Source organism: Sedimentitalea xiamensis (assembly GCF_030164465.1).
In the GTDB taxonomy this organism is placed as follows: Bacteria; Pseudomonadota; Alphaproteobacteria; order Rhodobacterales; family Rhodobacteraceae; genus Sedimentitalea; species Sedimentitalea xiamensis.
Genome location: NZ_JASNJE010000028.1, coordinates 44,372 through 60,439 on the forward strand (window position 1 = coordinate 44,372; position 16,068 = coordinate 60,439).

Consider the following 16,068-nt stretch of genomic DNA (forward strand, 5'->3'; position numbering starts at 1 on the left):
AATTACCGGTAGCGGCCGGCCCGTTGCATGACCTCGATTTCGTAACCGTCGGGGTCCTGAACGAAGAAGAAGCGGGCGAGCGTTGCGCCCTCGCGCTTGAAATCTATGAGCTTGCGGGGATTGAGTCCCTCGGCCTCGAACCGGGCATGTTCCGCCGCCACGTCCGACACGCAGACCGCGAGATGGCCATAACCGTTGCCCAGGTCGTAAGGCTCTGTCTGGCCTTTGTTGATCGTCAGTTCGAGTTCGAAGGTCGCTTCGTCATTGGACAGATAGACCAGCGTGAACCCGTCGAAATCGAAGCGGTCCGCCACGGTCAGGCCAAAGGCCTTTCGGTAGAAATCGACCGAGCGCTCTTCGTCCAGCACGCGGATCATGGAATGGATGGCTTTGGCCATAGTATCCTCGGAATTGCAGGTGGAAAGGGACCCCGCGGGCTCACGGGAAGGACGAAAGCCCGCGGGGCGAGGCGCGCGGGCGGCGCGCCTCGGGGAGCCGGACAGCGTGTCAGGGAACGATCACGCCACGCCCGGTGAACTTGCGATCCTTGAAGTCGGAGATCGCCTCGTTGATGTTGGCCAGCTTGTACTCGGTCTGATGCATCTTGACCTTGCCGTCGGCGTTCATCTCCATCAGCTCGACCAGTTCGACGAAATCACCCACCAGGCTGCCGCCGATCTTGATCTCGTTGGCGACCAGTTCCAAAGTCGGCACCTCGACCGTGCCGCCATAGCCTACCATGATCAGCTCACCGCCCTGGCGGAGCAGCTTCCAGCAGGTGTTCTCGGTGCCGTGCTCGCCGACGAAGTCGATGGCGACATGTACCCCGCCGCCGGTCAGGTCCTTGACCTCGTCGATCAGGTTTGGGCCGCCGTCGAGCACGATGTCGGCACCCAATTCCCTGGCCAGAACCTGCGCCGCCGGTTCCCGGTCGACCGCGATGACCCGCGCGCCGCAGGTGTGCTTGAGCACCTGGAGCGCGATATGGCCGAGACCGCCGATACCCAGAAGCAGGACATAACCACCGGGATTGAGCAGTTTGGCGGCCTTCTTGGCGGCGCGGTAGGCGGTGATCCCGGCATCGGCCATCGGCGCGACGCTGAGCGGCGTGATGCCTGTGTTCAGCTTGATGACCGAGCGTTCGTTGGTCTTGAAATACTCGGCAAATCCGCCGTCCAGCCCGAGGCCGGGAAACTTGCCGTGGTCGCAATACATGTCATGGCCGTAGCGGCATTCCAGGCAGATACCGCAGGCGTTGAACGGGTGACAGATCACCGCGTCGCCCGGCTTGACCGAGGTGACATTGCTGCCCACATCCTCGACCCAGCCGGCATTTTCATGACCCATCACGTAAGGCAGCAGGTTGCCCTCGGTATCCATGATGTCCTTCCAGACACCTTCGATGATATGCAGGTCGGTACGGCAGAGCCCCGCCGCGCCGACCTTGACGATCACCTCGTCCGGCGCCGCGATCGTGGGCGCGGCAACATCCTCGATCTTCAACTCGACATTCATGTCGGGGTCGTATTCGTAGAGTCTCGCTGCTTTCATGATCTTTGTCCTTTACTCGGGAGAGGTCGGAACCATCCGGCCCCTCAGGTGTGAAACAGCGCTCAGGCGCGGCCCAGAAGTTCGGCGCCGCCGCCGCGGGCCGGGCCTTCGGTCGGGTCGGCCTCGCCCTCTTCGAGATCGCCCACCAGCGTTTCCGTGGTCAGTATCAGTGTCGCGACAGAGGCCGCGTTGACCAGCGCGCTGGCAGGCACGCGGGCGGGATCGATGATGCCTGCTTCGAACATGTCGCCGAAAGTGCCGGTGGCGGCGTTGTAGCCGTAACCCGCCGTGCCCTCGGCCACGGCCTGCGCCACGGCGGCCACGTCGGCCCCGGCATTGCGGGCGATGCGGCGAACGGGTTCGGTCAGGATTGACCGCACCAGCTGGATCCCCTTGGCCACGTCGCCCAAGGCGTCGAGCGTATCGAGACAGTCGGAAATCTGCGCCAGCGCCGTGCCGCCACCGGCGACCACGCCGTCTTCGGCCGCGGCCTTGACCGCACAGAGCGCATCCTCGATCAGCTGGATCGTGCGCTTCTGCTCAACCGGGGTGAAACCCCCGGCATAGATGATCGCGCTGCCCCCGGTGAGTTTCGACAGGCGTTCGCGCAGCTTGTCCTTCTCGATGTTCGGCGGGGCCATGTCATGTTGGCGCTGCACCTGGTTCCGGCGGGCGGTGATCGCGTCGGGATCACCTTCGCCGCGCAGCACCGAGGTCCCCGAAGCGTGCGAGCGAACCAATTCCGCCCCTCCCAGCTGGGCCAGAGTGACGTTCTCGATCTTCTTGCCCAAGTCGCGGGCCAGCACCTCGCCACCGGTCAGGATCGCCAGATCGTCCATCATCGCGGTGCGCCAGTGCCCGTATTCCGGCGGATGCACGATCAGGTATTTCCCCGCGCCTCCGTTCTCCAGCAACTTGACCACCACCTCCGGCGCGATCTCTTCCGCGATGATCAAGAGCGGGCGGTTCTCGGCATCGGCCAGCGAAATGGCGTTGTCCAGCGTCTCGGGTTTCAGGATCTTCTGGTCGGTCATCAGGATCAGCGGATTGCGCAATACCGCTTCCATATGCTCGCGGTCGGTAACCATGTGGTGTGAAATGTAACCGCGTTCAAAAGACATGCCCTCGACCACGTCCATCGTGGTTTCGATGGTCACCCCGAAATCGGCGGAAATCACTCCTTCGCGGCCGACGCGGCGATAGGCTTCGGCCACCAGTTCACCCAGTTTGGGGTCGGTCGATGAGACCCGCGCCACGGCTTCGAGGTATTCCGGGTGGTCGTCGCAATCGAGTGAGGAGGCATCGATCGCGTCGACCACCCGCGCCACCGCCAGGTCGATCCCCTTGCAAAGATCCACTGGCTTGACCCCGTTGTCGGTCAGGTCCACGCCGCGCTGGATAAGCGCGTTGGCCAGCACGATAGCGGTGGTTGTGCCGTCGCCAGCCACGTCGTTGGTCTGCATCGAGACCTCGCGCACCACCTGCGCGCCCATGTTTTCGAAACGGTCGTTCAACTCGATTTCGGACGCGATGCTGACTCCGTCGCGGGTGACCAGCGGCGTGCCCACCGGGCGGTCCACCATCGCATTCAGCCCCTTGGGCCCGAGGGTCGGTTCCACCGCCGCCGCCAACCGCGCGACCCCGCGGGCCAGACAGTTGCGGGCGGTCTTGCCGTGTACCATGAGTTTAGCCATATCTTCCTCCTTCGCCGCAAGCTGATACCTGGGCGCCTTCCTTTCATGTTTCAGTTTTTCAGCTACTTATCCGGTCGCGACAGCCTTTTCCCGAGGCGGCACACGTCCTGCGATGAAGTCGATCAGCATCGGTCCTTCCGGTCCGATCTCGACCTCCTTGTAGCGCGTTTTGGCGAGTCCCCGGCACAATGCGCCGTTGAACTCCATGTTGATCCGGGTGCTGCGCAGCTTGGCGAGATGTTCCTCGAGGTCACGGGCATCGATCTCCTGGCCCTCCCATGTCGGGAAAGCGAGGTCGTCTGGATCGGTCGCAAGACCCTGTACCGCCAGCAGGTCCATGTAGCGCGGCAATTGCCGCAACTCCTCTTCGCCGGTGAAAACCACCTCCCGCAGTTCGGCCAGCGTCATCGCGACGATCCCGGCCGGCCTTTGCCCCTGTGCCTGAAGGCCCAGCAGCACGGTTTCCTGCCGTCGGTCATACGCCTTGGCGAGGAAGGTTCCGATCACCTCGTCCAGCTTGGCCCCATCGCAGTATTCCGCGAAGATGTCGTGATACGCGCGCCCGCTGTTCACGCCCTCGTTGACCTTTTCGCCAAAGCAATGATCGTTCAACCGCACCTCGGCCTCGACCACCCAGGGAAGCGATGTCACTTCCCGGCGAATGCCAAAGGCCATCAGGAACGCGAAGTTGGGCGAGCACCAGTAGGTGGGCAGACGAAACTCGATCTTCACCGTCTTGGCGTCCGTCACCTCGATCCGCTCGATGAAGCCCATGTCGGTCACGGGCTCATCAAGTTCCGGATCGGTCACGGCATCGAGACTTTGCCAGACTTCGGTCTCCAGCTCTGCTTTGAGATTGGCAACCAGCATCTCCCTACTCCGCCGCGATCCGCACCGGGGCGCCGGCGAGCTCGGCCATCTTGGCGCCCACGTCGATGTCATAGAGCTTCGCCGCGTTCAGACCGAGGATCTTCTCCTTCACCTCGTCGGTCAGCTGCACGCCGCCGCGTTCGGCCGAGATGTCATCAGGGATCTGGTAGTCCATGAATTTCTCGACCAGCCAACGGGGGGTCCAGATGGCATAGTCCGACCCGAACAGGATCTTGTCCTCGCCGACCCACCACAGCAGCTCGGCCATGACCTCGCCGAAATAACGCGGGCGGGAATGGATGAAGGGCATCGCCACCGCCAGCCCGGCATAGACGTTGGTTTCCTGTGTCGCGATCCAGCAGAAATCGTCGAGCCGCGGCAACCCGCAATGTTCCACGATCCAATTCAGGTTCTGAAAATCGGTGGCGGCATAATCCACGTCGCCCACGGAGAACGCGTCCTTCGACAGCGGGATGATCGTCGGACCCTTGTGAACGTGGATGTTCCTGATGCCCAGTTTGTCGCAGAGTTCAAAACACTTGTAGGCCGCAGGGTCGTTCAGCGCCCAGCCCTTGCTGTCGCCGTTCCATTCGGCCGTGTACATCTTCACGCCCTGAATGTCGTAGGTTTCCTTCATGAAATGGATGTATTCCAGCGCCTTTTCACCATCGCGCGGATCGAAGGAGCCATTGACGATGAACCGCTCGGGGTGCCGCCTGGCCATCTCGTTGGCGCGTTCCAGGTTGCCGAAGCCGTTCTTGTAGAAATCGCGCAGCACGGTGGTCTGGATGATCGCCATGTCGTTGGGGCCGTCGACAAACAGGTCCCGATAGATGTCGTCCTCGGAATACTTTTCGAACTTCGACTTTTCCCAAAGTTCCTCTTCGGGGCTCAGATTGGTGTGGTAGGCGTAGAAACAGTCGATGAACTGCTTGCCGTGCACATTCGACTGGTTCTCGGGGCTTCCGTCCCAGAAATGGGTATGGCCGTCGAGTACGAAGATTTCTTTTCCGTCCTTGGTCTTGTACATAGTATCCTCCCGTGCGTTGGCTGAGTGTTTGTCTGTGGCTCCGGGGCCAGCGGGGTGCTGCGGCCCCGGAGCGGTCCTGGATGGATCAGATGAATTCCATGACTTCGTTCATGTCGCCGAAGAGGATCACGGTGTCGTCGTCGACCCGCACCATGCGGCCATAGTGGGTGGAGGTGTTGACCTCGAAGGTCTCGGCGGTCATCTCGCGGCCGAGATATTCGGTGATCTCGCTCATCTTGAAGATCAGCTTGCCCTCGCCGTCGATCCGGATGGTCGCCGGGTTGTGGGTGATCGTAACCTTGGGGTCGTTCTCCTCCATGAACTCGGCGATGGCGCGGGCCTCTACGCTGTCGTTCATGGTGACTCCGCACTGGTGCGACACCGTCTGGTCGAAGGTGATATCCTTCATCGACTTGAAGATGTTCTGGTTGGACGCATTGCGCGCTGTGCTAGACATGGTTTCAGTTCCTTTTCAGAGAGTTACGACAGGCCCAGCTCGCCGACGATCCGGCCGAGGCGCTCTTTGGACACGGCTTTGACATCCTCGAACGAGACCGGCTTGGAATGCGGCTGCGACCAGATCGGCTGAAGCGCGGCGGCGGCCTTTTCCGCCAGGTCGCCGTGCTTGGCGAGCCAGCTCTTGAAGAGCGCGCGGTTGTGCTCACCGTGCTCTTCGTCATGCGCGAGCAGGTAGATCAGATCGACGGTGTTCGCGAGGTTACGTTCGTAGTCGGCTTCGGCGGCGGAAATCACCGGCGGCGTGATGAAGTCATTGTTGGCCGCCGCCGCCTGCATGAAGAAGCCCGAGCGGATCAGTTCGCCGACCAGCGGCTCAAAGACGATGTTGATGGCGAAATACTGTTCGAGGTAGTCTTCCGACCCCATGATCGTTTCGACTGCCTCGCGGCAGGGCTGCCAGATCGGGTCTTCCAGCCACATCTTCTTGCCCAGCGTGTCGTCCCAGCCGTCGATGTCCATGCCGATCTCGGCGAGGTAGAGCGTGATGTCCTGGGTCAGGCGCATCTTGTAGGACGAGTTGGTGAGCGTCGCGTTGTTGATCATCTGGGTATAGCCGTAGCGCTGCGCCTGCATGAGCGAGGTGCCGAGGCCGAATTCCGCGTGTTTCCACGCGCCCAGATGTTTCTGAAGAATGGTCTGCCAGTTCTTGTCGAACACCTTGTGCGCACCGGCCTTGCGGGCGTTCGAAATCACGTTCTGCACCATGGTCTCGATCTTCGACTGGCGCTGGTAGTGGGTCCGCTCCCATTCCTGGTCGGGTGCGCGGAACGCGTGCCAGTTCGACGACAACGCCGCGGTGTTGTCCTTCTGATAGGCGCCGCCGCCCTTGCCGCCTTCGAATTCGATGATCCAGTTCTGGATCAGATAGCGTTCGGGATCGGGCTGAACGTCGACGGTGACGTCCTCGTAATGGGTCGCCCGTTTGCCACGCGGTTCGAAATAGTTGTATTTACGGCTCTTGGAGCCGACGAATTCCGCGGCACCGGCGGCACCGGATCCTACTGAGCTGGATGTTGCTGGCATGATTGCCTCCCTTGGGTTTGGTTCACGTCACTAGCGTTCAGGTCATCAGTGGCCTGAAGAACCGGAAGTGGGCGTGAACTTGTCGTAGAAGATGCGGTCGGTATCGAAATCGTGCATGAAGAGCACCGGGGTCAGCGCGTCAATCATCGGCGGCGGGCCGCAGGCATAGACGTCGCCTTCGCCGTCGATCCCGAGTTCCTTCAGATGCGTGTCGACATATTCGTGCACGAAACCGCGCGCGCCGCCCCATCCGTTGCCTTCGTCCTCGTGACTGAGAACCGGGATGAATTCGACGTTGGAATGCGCTTCGGTAATGGCGCTGATCTCGTCGAGTTTGAACAGGTCGTCCTGGGTGCGGGCGCCGTAGTAGAAGTAGATCGGGCGATCCTCGCCGCTGGAAATCTGATCGTTGAGGATGGACCAGACCGGCGACATGCCCGAGCCCGCGCCGACGAGGATCACAGGTCCTCGCCGCTCTTCGCGCCGGAAGCACATTCCGTAAGGCCCTTCGATGCTGACTTCCGCTCCGGCCTTGATGCCTCCGTCGTCGAGTTCGTTACTGAACCGACCGTCGGGGTATTTCTTGATGATGAAGCCGAGTTTTTGGGTTTCGCTCGGCGGATTTGCCATGGAGAACGAGCGTGTAATCTCCTCCCCTTTTTCTGTTTTGACCGTGATGTCGACATATTGACCCGCCCAGAATTTCAACGGCGCATCCAGTTCGATCTGGACACCGCGAATGTCGTGGGTCAGTTTCTGGAAATCGACGATCTTTCCGGAAAACTGCTTGACCGGAATGGACTTGGACAAAAGCTCCTCATCGTAGTTCAAGAGCTCGATCTCAAGGTCGCTGAGCGCCAGGGACCGGCACATCAGAATATGCCCACCGTCCTTTTCCATGTCGTTCAACGCGAAGGTCGAATAGTTTTCCATCTCGGTCTCGCCGTCGAGCTGGACGCATTTGCAGGCCGAACACTGGCCTTCCTTGCAGCCATGCGGCAGGGCGATGCCCTGGCGGAACGCAGCGTCGAGGATGTATTCGCCGTCCTCGACCTCGAATTCCACGCCGACCGGTTCCAATCGCACGTTGTACGTGTCTGTCATCTCTTCCTCCCTTTGGGTGGCGCGGATCGTTGTCGCGCCGGGGATGCGGGGGCCGGACACGGCCCCCGCCGGTGTCGTCAGTTGCAGGGATTGATCGTGAAGCCCGCCTGGTACTCGGCGATGTGCTTCTCACGTTCCGCGGGCTCCATGGCGCGCAGCATGTTCAGCGGCGAGCGCAGGGTGTGTCCGCGAACATGCTCCAACTTCCACATGTCCTTGTTGTCAAAGCGCAGGTGCGGCTGAGCGGTCAGGGTTTCGCCGTCTTCGCGGACGAAGTTCAGATCCTTGATCGCATCTGCCAGATCCCAGCCGTCATAGACGCTTTCCCATTCACGCTTGCCCGAGAACTTGCCCATCGCCGGTGTCGGCCGGCCCTGGTATTCGTCCGAGAAGGCCTCGACCGCAGTCCAGCGATCCAGCTCATGTGCAAAGGTGTGCAGCTGGCCGTCGATCTCGTCGACCACCATGTCCTCGCGGATGAGGCAGGGCACGAGACAGGACCAGCAGCGGTGCGGATAGACATAGCCTGTGTCCTGGTTGAAGGTGATAACGGTCTCGCCCGGCTTGCTGAGCTTCGCGTACCACTTCCAGAACTCGCCGAATTCGGCATACCAGCCCGGATACTTGTGCTCGAACCACTCGAAGTCCTTGTCGGTCTGGGCTTCGATGCGCCAGAAATTGACCGGCCAACCGACGGCGAAGAACTGTGCCACCTTGTGAACGTAGTTCTTTTCGGTGATCCGCTTCCAGGCTTCCTGGACATCGTCGTGGTGGATCTTCACGCCGTATTTTTCGAGCGGCAGCATGTAGGTCCGGTAGTAATCCTCGAAGATCCAGCGGTGCCACATCTCCGCGTAGGATTCCTTTTCCTTGTCGCGGTTGGTGGTGCCGTATTCGATGAACGTGCCGATGGCGGCATCGACGATGGCGTGGTTCTGCCAGAAGGCATAGCGCAGATCGCGTTCCAGAAGCAGGTGGTTCTCCGGCTCTTTCAGCGCTGCCATCAGGAGCGAGTGACCGTTGCCGATGTGGCGGCTTTCATCCGACTGCACCGACAGGAATACAGTCGGCAGCGCATAGTCGCCGTTGCGCGCCGCTTCCGAGGGCATGGCCACGAAGAGCGTGTTGGTAAAAGCAGTCTCGGCCACCACGGTCAGGTACATGCACGCGGCGGTCATGGTGTCGCCGGTGATGAACCCTTCGCCGAACTGGCGGCCGATGGTGGTGGCATAGCACTTGCCGAAGGCTTCCTCGGTGATGTCGAAGCCGGCCGGGTCGATGTAGTTTTCCATGTACCACTTTTTCAGGTTCATCTGAATCGTGGAGTGGCGGAATTCATCGACCATCTGCATGGTGAAGCCGGTGCGCAGATCCTCGCCCGGCGACAGACGGGCCACCATGGCCATCGAACGTGCAGCCGAGATCTCGGGGAAGGGGATGATCGCCAGGAAGAGCTTCATCCACTCGATCCAGCGCGGTTCCACGTTGCGGAACATGTCGCCGCGCAGGGCGGCGTCGAGCGCGCCGTAGACCCGGTTGTCCTTTTCCTCTTCCATCGGGAAGTAGGAGCGCAGGACCTGTTTCATCGGGTCGCGCGGTGCCTTGGTGATCTTGTAGTCGGTCGGGAAGGTTGCGGCTTCCTGAACGTAGGACGGATTCCATCCAAGATCAGAAATCTTCTTGGTGGCCTCCCCTACCGAGATACCACGTTGAGACGTGATCTTATTGAGCGTCAAAGTCATGCCATGAGCCTCCTTAAAGCTCTGGGGCCGGTCGCCCGGCGCCCGGTTGGCGGCTTTTGCCGTTTCGGTTTGACGCCCCTGGAGGCGCCGGTTCTCGGCAAAGGTTGAGAAGATGGACATGCCCGCAGCTATTCGGCGGCTCCTAGTCCCACTCCCTGTCCTTCGTTCTTTGAGCGGCCTGCCTGGCCGCTTGCGTCTTGTGGCCAACTTCCGGCAAGGCTGGTTCCAGAATGCGTGAGACATCCGAAGTGGCGTGAAATATTTTCTTAACGAGCTGATTTAACGTATAAATTTTCAGCAATTATTTTTTGGTTGGTTGGCCGTCGTTTGTTGCCGCGAAAGGCAAACGGTCAGATTGTCGCATATCGTTACAACCGTTCTCCCAGGGGATTTACGCTTCGTTACACCTGCTGAAACGCACGCGTTACACCTCCCGGATCGCGCATCCCGAAAACACCGCGCCTGTCAGCGCAAAGCTCTGTAAAAACTTGAAAATTCTGCGCTGCAGCATTGCTGGAGACAGGCAGGTCCACAGCCGCAGCAGATGAACCGCCTCTGCGGTGTTACGCCGCTGCCGACGGCACCGTCGGCCTCAGGCCCGCAGACGGCGCTTTGCGGCGGCGTAGATGCCGATTTCCTGCCGGTAATTCGACACGACGCGGCGTGACACCGCAATCCCCTCGGATTGCAGGATAGCCGTTAGCCGCCGATCGGACAGCGGCGTTTTCGGGTCTTCCTTGGCCAGCAGCGTCCGAATGCGTGCCTGGACCTGTCGCTTGGACTGGGTCGCCTGGGCAGAGGCCGTGCCGGTGAACAGGTTGCGCGTCAGGACAATGCCATTCGGCCCCTCGATCAGCAGCCCGTTCAGAACCCGGCTGACGGTGCTGAGGTGAAACCCTGTCTCCTGCGCAATCTCGGACAGGGTCATCGGGGCCAGGGCCCGATCTCCGAAACGGAAATAGGCGCCCTGGCGCTTTACGATTGCGCCCACCACCTGTTTCAGCGCGGACTGGCGTATTTCGAACGCATGTTTCAGCGACCGGGCCTTGGCCATCGCCTCCGTGGTCTCGTGTGACCGGCCACCGCGCGGAATCCGTGGGATCTCGATAATGTCCTGCCTCGTCGACAGGAATTCGATTTCGCACCCATTGTCCGACAGCGTTATACGAACATCCGGCTCGCGCGTGAGGGTGGGATCCGACGCAAAGGCGCTGCCCGGTTTCGGGTCGAGCCGCCGCAGCACGGCGAGACACTCCTGCACCGTGTCATACGTCACGCCGGTCGCCCGGACCAGCGCAGCCGGACCACCGCTTTCCAGCACCTGAAGATGATCCAGCACCAACGCCATCTCTCCGGTCATCGCGTCTCGGTCTTCCAGTTGCAGTTGCAAACACTCCTGCAGACCGCGGGCGAACAGCCCTGCCGGATCGACACGTTTCTGAACCACCTGCAAGGCAGTCTCTACAAGTGTGACACTTAGGCCGAGAGAGTCCGCGATCGCATCCGGACCGCGTCCCAGCCAGCCCGAAGGTTCCAGCTCTCCAATCAGCGCCATGATGACTTTTTCCATCAACCCGCCCTGTCCGATCAGGCCGGTCAATTCACGGAAAACGTGGTCGTAAAGGCCGGTCGCCTGTTCCACCGCAGTCATTTCCAACACATCGGTGGTACTTGTTCCGACGGCCCGGCGCTGCCGCAGGACAAGCATCGGGTTGTCGTTCGCCTGTTCGCTCAGATGTTCGTCAAGCTCGGCTGAAGACATCTGCAGCAGGTTTACAACCTGTCCCAGCCGGAACACCTGGCTGTGTTTCGCACGCAGATATGTGCCTAGAACCATGATGTCACCCTCCATCCGGACAACTGACAAAACACTGGCTTCAACCCCAAGCGACGCGCTATCCTGAAGCAAAGAAGCCATTGAACAGCAGCAAGATGAGTCCGCATCCCCCCATTGGTGGCATTATCCCGCTCGACGGCGCCGCGCCGGAACTGTCCTATCCTGGCGTGTCGCCGCAGCTTCTGGCGCGGGTGCGGCAGCTCTGGTCGGCGGCCGGTCTGGATTTCGACCACTGCTGGCGCCTCGGCCTGCGCAGCCTGCCGGGATTTCGCGCCGTACCGCGGGTCGAGGCAGCGCCCGCCAGCACCGATGTCGATCTGGTGTTTCTCTACGATCAGGCCGTGCTCTGGATCCGGGCGTTGCACGAGGCCGCTGCCATTGGACGCCAGCACCAGACAGAAGGTCTGGCCCCGGCGCAATGGTACGGGTTGGCGGCGCTCTCCGCGCGGTTGACCGAACAGCTCGCGGCCTTGCGCGTTCTGGCGCTGACCGACCTGCCGATGCCCGCGATGCAGATCGCCCGGTCGCTGTCCGAAGACGTGGACATGGTGCTGGTGATCCTGATCCGCCGCAAGCTCGCAGAACGCTTCGCCGCCTGCCGCAGCGCCGAGGAGGCCAGCGATTTCTGGCGCCGCCACATTGCCGGGGGCCGCGCCTTCCGCGCGATTTCCGAAAGGCTCTATGCCGTCGGCATCGACCATTCCGCCGATACCGATTACGCCAAGTGGCGCAAATCGGTGCTGACCACGCTGGGTGCGGCGGTCCACAGCAATGCGCTCAACACCCAGGTGCCGCAGCGTCAGCAGGGTGCGGTGCTGGTGAATGGGGACAGCCTGCATTTTGCAACCTTTCGCATTCATGAGCTTTGTGCCTTTGCGCAATTGCTGGAACCCGACCTGAAAGGCGCCCTGGAAACTGTGGCAAATACCGTATCCTCGACCTGCCCGCTTGCCGCGCTGGCCGGTCCGCTGAGCGGAATTATCGTCAATCAGATTCAGAGCCTATCCGCGCCGCCCGCCAGTACGCCAAGGGCGGCCAAACACCACTAGTGTTTCAGGTTCTCGGCCTGGCCGAGCCGGTTTTCGGCCACCCAGCGTGCGGCCAGAACCAGTGCCCCCGCGGCAAAATCCTTGCCGTGTTCTGCAACCATCTCCTCGGCAACTTTGGCGAGCTGCTGAAAATACCGGTCCTTGCTTTGTTCCTCGGCTGACAACGCTTGTGTCATCGGTCTCTCTCCCTGGGTCGTTTATTTGAACATGTTCTTGGGGAAGGTGGCGATCGACAAGCTGCCATCCTTCCCGCCAATCGCCAGATGCGCGCCGTCATCGGACCAGGCCAACGCATTGACCGCGGCGCCCGTGCCTTCGCGCACCAGCATTTCATGCGGATGTCCGATGCGGCACAGCATCACGAGACCGGTGCCGTAGCTGACCGCGCAGAGATCGCGTTTCGGATGCACCGCTACCCGTTCGACAATCGTCAGCCCGGGCTTGCCAGTCTCGATCGGCGCACCTGAATGGTCGCCGAACGGCAGGTCCGGCAAGGACCAGCCCACGACACGAAACGCGCCGGAAGCAATGACGGCATTGGCCTTGTCGCTGAACTGAGCGGACAGAACCGGTGCCGGGAAATCGACGATCCGGTCGGACGTGCCCGCAGCCACATCAACCAGCAACGCCGCATTGTCGGCGCAGCCCGACACCAGCCAGCGCTGGCATGGCGACCATTCGAGTCCGAGCACCTCGCCTTCGCAGGCAATCTGCGCCTGACACTCCATGTCGACGGCGCGGATGATGCTGACTTGTCCCGCTCCCCAACAAGCCAACAGCGCCTCGTCGCCTGAAACCGCGATCCGGGTGACGTCATGATCCAATTCGATGCTCGCACGCTCCGCCCCGCCGTCTTCGGCGACAAGACCCACGCGATTTCCATGCGCGACGGCGACCTGGCGGGAGCGCGACAATGTCGCCAGCGCGGTGACCGCATCCCCGCGCGCAGCCGACATGGCCAGGGTCTGCCCCCGCGCCGTCGCCCGCCACAAGACCTTCGTCTCGGGATGGGCAAAGGCAAATCCCTGCTCGCCAAGCCGGCACGGCGGCACGGCGGTGTGCGCGACCGGCGCTTCGCTGAAAACCGGCGGTGGCAGGGGCTTGGATCTGGGGCGGATGCTCGCTCTTCCGGTGTCGGCTTCCACCCGCACCCGCGAATCCGGGCTCTCGGTGTCCTTGACCGAGACAAAGGCGAGCTGGCCATCGGCCAGTTGTGCGACCAGAGACGTGCTCTTGGCGTTGAACTGAAGTGCGCGCACCTCGGTGTTGAGATCCCAGGTGCGGGCAATCAGGTCGAATAGCGTCATTGCCTGCGGCGGCTTGTGCTGTGTCATCAGCCTTTCTCCTTCATCGCGGCTTCCAGTTCCTCGTCCAGGCTCGAAAGCCTGGCCTCAAGCCGGTTGATCGTTTCGGCGTTTTCCTTCAGCGCCAAATCATTGCGTATCTGAACGTCCTCGTGCGCGTGGTCTTTGACCCCGTCCCGCGCGTCCTTCATGTCCAGCACCATCAGGCCGCTGGCCTTCTGGTTCAGTCGAAGCTGTTCGGTATTGGCTTGGGCAATAGCCTGAATGGTCTCCACCCGATCCATCAGGATGTCGTCGGTTTTGCGCGATTGACCCGTCATGTACGACCCCTGTAAACCGACGCCGGTTTCCGCAGCGAAAGGCAAGCCCGATGACCGATCCCGCCGATCTCCGCTTTTTCGAGGCGCTGAAAGACATCTGCAATCGCGCCGACGGTGTCGATCGGAACTGTCGCGACGCGATTGACCGCGCGCTGGAAACCGGCGATCCACTGGACATGCAGGATGCGCGCAAGGCCCTGGAAAATCTGGGAGACCCGCTCAGGAGCGACATCCTCCGACAGGTCCACCTGCGCATGGTCAGCGATCTTTCCGCGATCTGGGATGCGCTGCCCGCGGTGCGGGGAAGCGGCCGGCCGAACTAGACCGCCCTGAATTGCGCTGCGCTGTGTCCTTGAGGTTTCTTGCATTCGCCACCCCTCCCACGGACCCGTTCCTTCCGGGTTTACGCAGGGTATCCATTCGACACGTTGACGCAATCAGAACAGGGCGAAAGCCGCGATTTTCCGTGGATTCCACGGGCAGTTTCGAAAACATGTAAAATTGCGTTACGTTTTGTTTGCGGCTTTGTAACGGCCTGTTCCAAAGGCCATTCCGCCGCACTGCAGAAAATATTTCCGAACACCGCAAGGATCCGAATCACCGGCTTGATTCGCGCCTCGATTCTGCGCTGTTCTTGCCGGAGCATGCAGCAGGGCCACGGGGGTACGATGGGCGCTCTTCCCAATATTCTAACCGATGGCGACCTACGCCTGCGCCCGCTGGTGCGGGAGGATCTGGCCCCCGTTACAGGGCATTTCAACGACGCGCGCGTCTCTCGCTGGCTGGCCGCGGTGGTCCAGCCATTCGGACCCGAGGCGGCGCACGAACTTCTGGCCCATGGCGCGCATCCCGGCGAAAACCTGCGGATCGTCGAACACCAGGGCGTGTTGGCGGGCGGCCTTTGCCTCGGGGCATCGCTCTGGTACTGGCTGGCGCCGGAGTTCTGGCGCCGGGGCCTGATGCGGCGCGCACTCACACGGGCAGTTGCGGCCCGCTTCACCACAACCGCCCCGCCCCTGGTCGCCACCTGTCATGTTGATAACTCCGCGTCGCGCGCGCTTCTGACCGGTCTCGGTTTTTCGCTCTGTCCGGCCAAAAGACGCATGTTCTTTCATGGCACGCAAACTTCCGAACCTTGCCGTGACTATTTGTTGGCGCCCGAGCAATGGCACCTGCTGCATCCGCCTTGTTTCACGGCAGGCGACTTGTCGCTGCGTCCGGCCACGCAAAAGGATGCACCGACCCTGGCGCTTATGTTGCCAACGACAGGGCACGGCCCCTGGCCCGCATGTGAAGCCCTGCCCGGCTTCATTGAAGAGCATCGCTGCCGCTGCCCTGGCCAGGGCTTGTTCGTGATTGCCGACGACAATCGCCGCAATATCGGAATGGCTCTCCTCGGCGCGAACGTCCCGCAATTGCGCTTCCAATCGGAGGCGGAGGATATCCGTTATCGAGCGCAGATCTTGCATGGCCTGACCACCGTCTTCGCCGCGGGATCATGACATGAATGCCGGTGATCGCCCGGCTTCGGACACTGTATCAATCCTTGCACGCCAGGTTGAAACATCCGTAACGTAACGCGACGGATCCGCAGCAGCTTGACCCTGTCCTCGCGTCACGCATCCGCTGCCAAGGCAGAAACCACCGAAAACAGTTACTTTTAATCATATAGTTACGCCTTTTTTGGCGCTGGATGACAGTATTTTCCGCAATCTGGAACCGGAATTGCAGAATGACTGCCGTATCTGCGCGCGTCTCTCAGGTTTGGCGCAAGATATGGACCCCTGGCGCAGTCATCGGGGTCGGTCGCCCGTTTCCCCATCAGCTATCATGATCGCGAACAGCCAATGACTTATCAGACTCAAACGATCCCCTCGGAACACAAGGCCGTGAGAAGCTTCACGAAGATCCTGATAGCGAACCGTGGTGAGATCGCGATTCGCGTGATGCGGGCGGCGAATGAGATGGGCAAGCGCACGGTCGCGGTCTATGCAGAGGAGGACAAGCTGGGCCTGCACCGGTTCA

General features: G+C 61.3%; 17 protein-coding genes. 4 read left to right on the forward strand and 13 right to left on the reverse strand.

Annotation, left to right across the window (positions count from 1 at the left end; genetic code table 11):
* Positions 1-2: 2 nt before the first annotated feature.
* The 10 genes from QO034_RS18090 to QO034_RS18135 all read right to left on the reverse strand — a co-directional run bounded on the left by QO034_RS18090 (position 3) and on the right by QO034_RS18135 (position 11,370).
* Positions 3-398 carry a VOC family protein gene (locus QO034_RS18090; RefSeq protein ID WP_284486937.1) on the reverse strand — a complete coding sequence of 132 codons (396 nt, stop codon included), beginning with the start codon at positions 396-398 and terminating at the stop codon, positions 3-5.
* Between the two features lie 109 nt (positions 399-507).
* Positions 508-1,551 (reverse strand): NAD(P)-dependent alcohol dehydrogenase, encoded by a 1,044-nt coding sequence (locus QO034_RS18095; protein ID WP_284486938.1) that lies wholly within the window; start codon positions 1,549-1,551, stop codon positions 508-510.
* Positions 1,552-1,613: 62 nt separating this feature from the next.
* Complete coding sequence (groEL, locus tag QO034_RS18100; protein ID WP_284486939.1) at positions 1,614-3,245, reverse strand: molecular chaperone GroEL; 1,632 nt, start codon at positions 3,243-3,245, stop codon at positions 1,614-1,616.
* A gap of 66 nt (positions 3,246-3,311) precedes the next feature.
* Positions 3,312-4,115: a metal-sulfur cluster assembly factor gene (locus QO034_RS18105; protein WP_284486940.1), complete on the reverse strand. Its 804-nt coding sequence runs from the start codon at positions 4,113-4,115 to the stop codon at positions 3,312-3,314.
* Positions 4,116-4,119: 4 nt separating this feature from the next.
* Positions 4,120-5,145, reverse strand: a complete 1,026-nt coding sequence (locus QO034_RS18110) for an amidohydrolase family protein (protein WP_284486941.1) — start codon at positions 5,143-5,145, stop codon at positions 4,120-4,122.
* An 85-nt stretch (positions 5,146-5,230) separates the two neighbouring features.
* A complete protein-coding gene (locus QO034_RS18115; protein WP_284486942.1) occupies positions 5,231-5,602 on the reverse strand; it encodes an MmoB/DmpM family protein in 372 nt (123 codons plus the stop codon).
* 23 nt (positions 5,603-5,625) lie between these two features.
* Entirely contained in the window at positions 5,626-6,687 is a 1,062-nt protein-coding gene (locus QO034_RS18120; RefSeq protein ID WP_284486943.1) for an aromatic/alkene monooxygenase hydroxylase subunit beta, read from the reverse strand.
* A gap of 45 nt (positions 6,688-6,732) precedes the next feature.
* Positions 6,733-7,791 (reverse strand): NADH:ubiquinone reductase (Na(+)-transporting) subunit F, encoded by a 1,059-nt coding sequence (locus QO034_RS18125; RefSeq protein ID WP_284486944.1) that lies wholly within the window; start codon positions 7,789-7,791, stop codon positions 6,733-6,735.
* A gap of 77 nt (positions 7,792-7,868) precedes the next feature.
* Positions 7,869-9,533, reverse strand: a complete 1,665-nt coding sequence (locus QO034_RS18130) for an aromatic/alkene/methane monooxygenase hydroxylase/oxygenase subunit alpha (protein ID WP_284486945.1) — start codon at positions 9,531-9,533, stop codon at positions 7,869-7,871.
* Positions 9,534-10,125: 592 nt separating this feature from the next.
* Positions 10,126-11,370, reverse strand: a complete 1,245-nt coding sequence (locus QO034_RS18135) for an RNA polymerase factor sigma-54 (RefSeq protein ID WP_284486946.1) — start codon at positions 11,368-11,370, stop codon at positions 10,126-10,128.
* 95 nt (positions 11,371-11,465) lie between these two features.
* Here QO034_RS18135 and QO034_RS18140 point away from each other — a divergent pair, with 95 nt between their 5' ends.
* Positions 11,466-12,419: a hypothetical protein gene (locus QO034_RS18140; RefSeq protein WP_284486947.1), complete on the forward strand. Its 954-nt coding sequence runs from the start codon at positions 11,466-11,468 to the stop codon at positions 12,417-12,419.
* On the opposite strand, the gene QO034_RS18145 is transcribed toward QO034_RS18140, so the two are convergent.
* The 3 genes from QO034_RS18145 to QO034_RS18155 are packed head-to-tail and all read right to left on the reverse strand — an operon-like array spanning position 12,416 to position 14,043.
* Positions 12,416-12,595, reverse strand: coding sequence for a hypothetical protein (locus QO034_RS18145; protein WP_284486948.1), 180 nt, complete (start codon positions 12,593-12,595; stop codon positions 12,416-12,418). The two genes, QO034_RS18140 and QO034_RS18145, sit on opposite strands and share 4 nt — an antisense overlap.
* Positions 12,596-12,616: 21 nt before the next feature.
* On the reverse strand, positions 12,617-13,753 hold the full coding sequence (locus QO034_RS18150; protein WP_284486949.1) for a WD40 repeat domain-containing protein: 1,137 nt from the start codon (positions 13,751-13,753) through the stop codon (positions 12,617-12,619).
* A complete protein-coding gene (locus tag QO034_RS18155) occupies positions 13,753-14,043 on the reverse strand; it encodes a hypothetical protein (RefSeq protein ID WP_284486950.1) in 291 nt (96 codons plus the stop codon). Before QO034_RS18155 ends, QO034_RS18150 begins: the two co-directional genes overlap by 1 nt.
* A 50-nt stretch (positions 14,044-14,093) precedes the next feature.
* Here QO034_RS18155 and QO034_RS18160 point away from each other — a divergent pair, with 50 nt between their 5' ends.
* From QO034_RS18160 to QO034_RS23390, 3 genes are all read left to right on the forward strand, one after another.
* Entirely contained in the window at positions 14,094-14,366 is a 273-nt protein-coding gene (locus tag QO034_RS18160) for a hypothetical protein (RefSeq protein ID WP_284486951.1), read from the forward strand.
* A 105-nt stretch (positions 14,367-14,471) separates the two neighbouring features.
* Entirely contained in the window at positions 14,472-15,545 is a 1,074-nt protein-coding gene (locus QO034_RS18165) for a GNAT family N-acetyltransferase (protein ID WP_284486952.1), read from the forward strand.
* Between the two features lie 387 nt (positions 15,546-15,932).
* Positions 15,933-16,068, forward strand: a 136-nt coding sequence (locus QO034_RS23390; protein WP_407696784.1) for a biotin carboxylase N-terminal domain-containing protein, incomplete at its 3' end; no start/stop codon positions are given.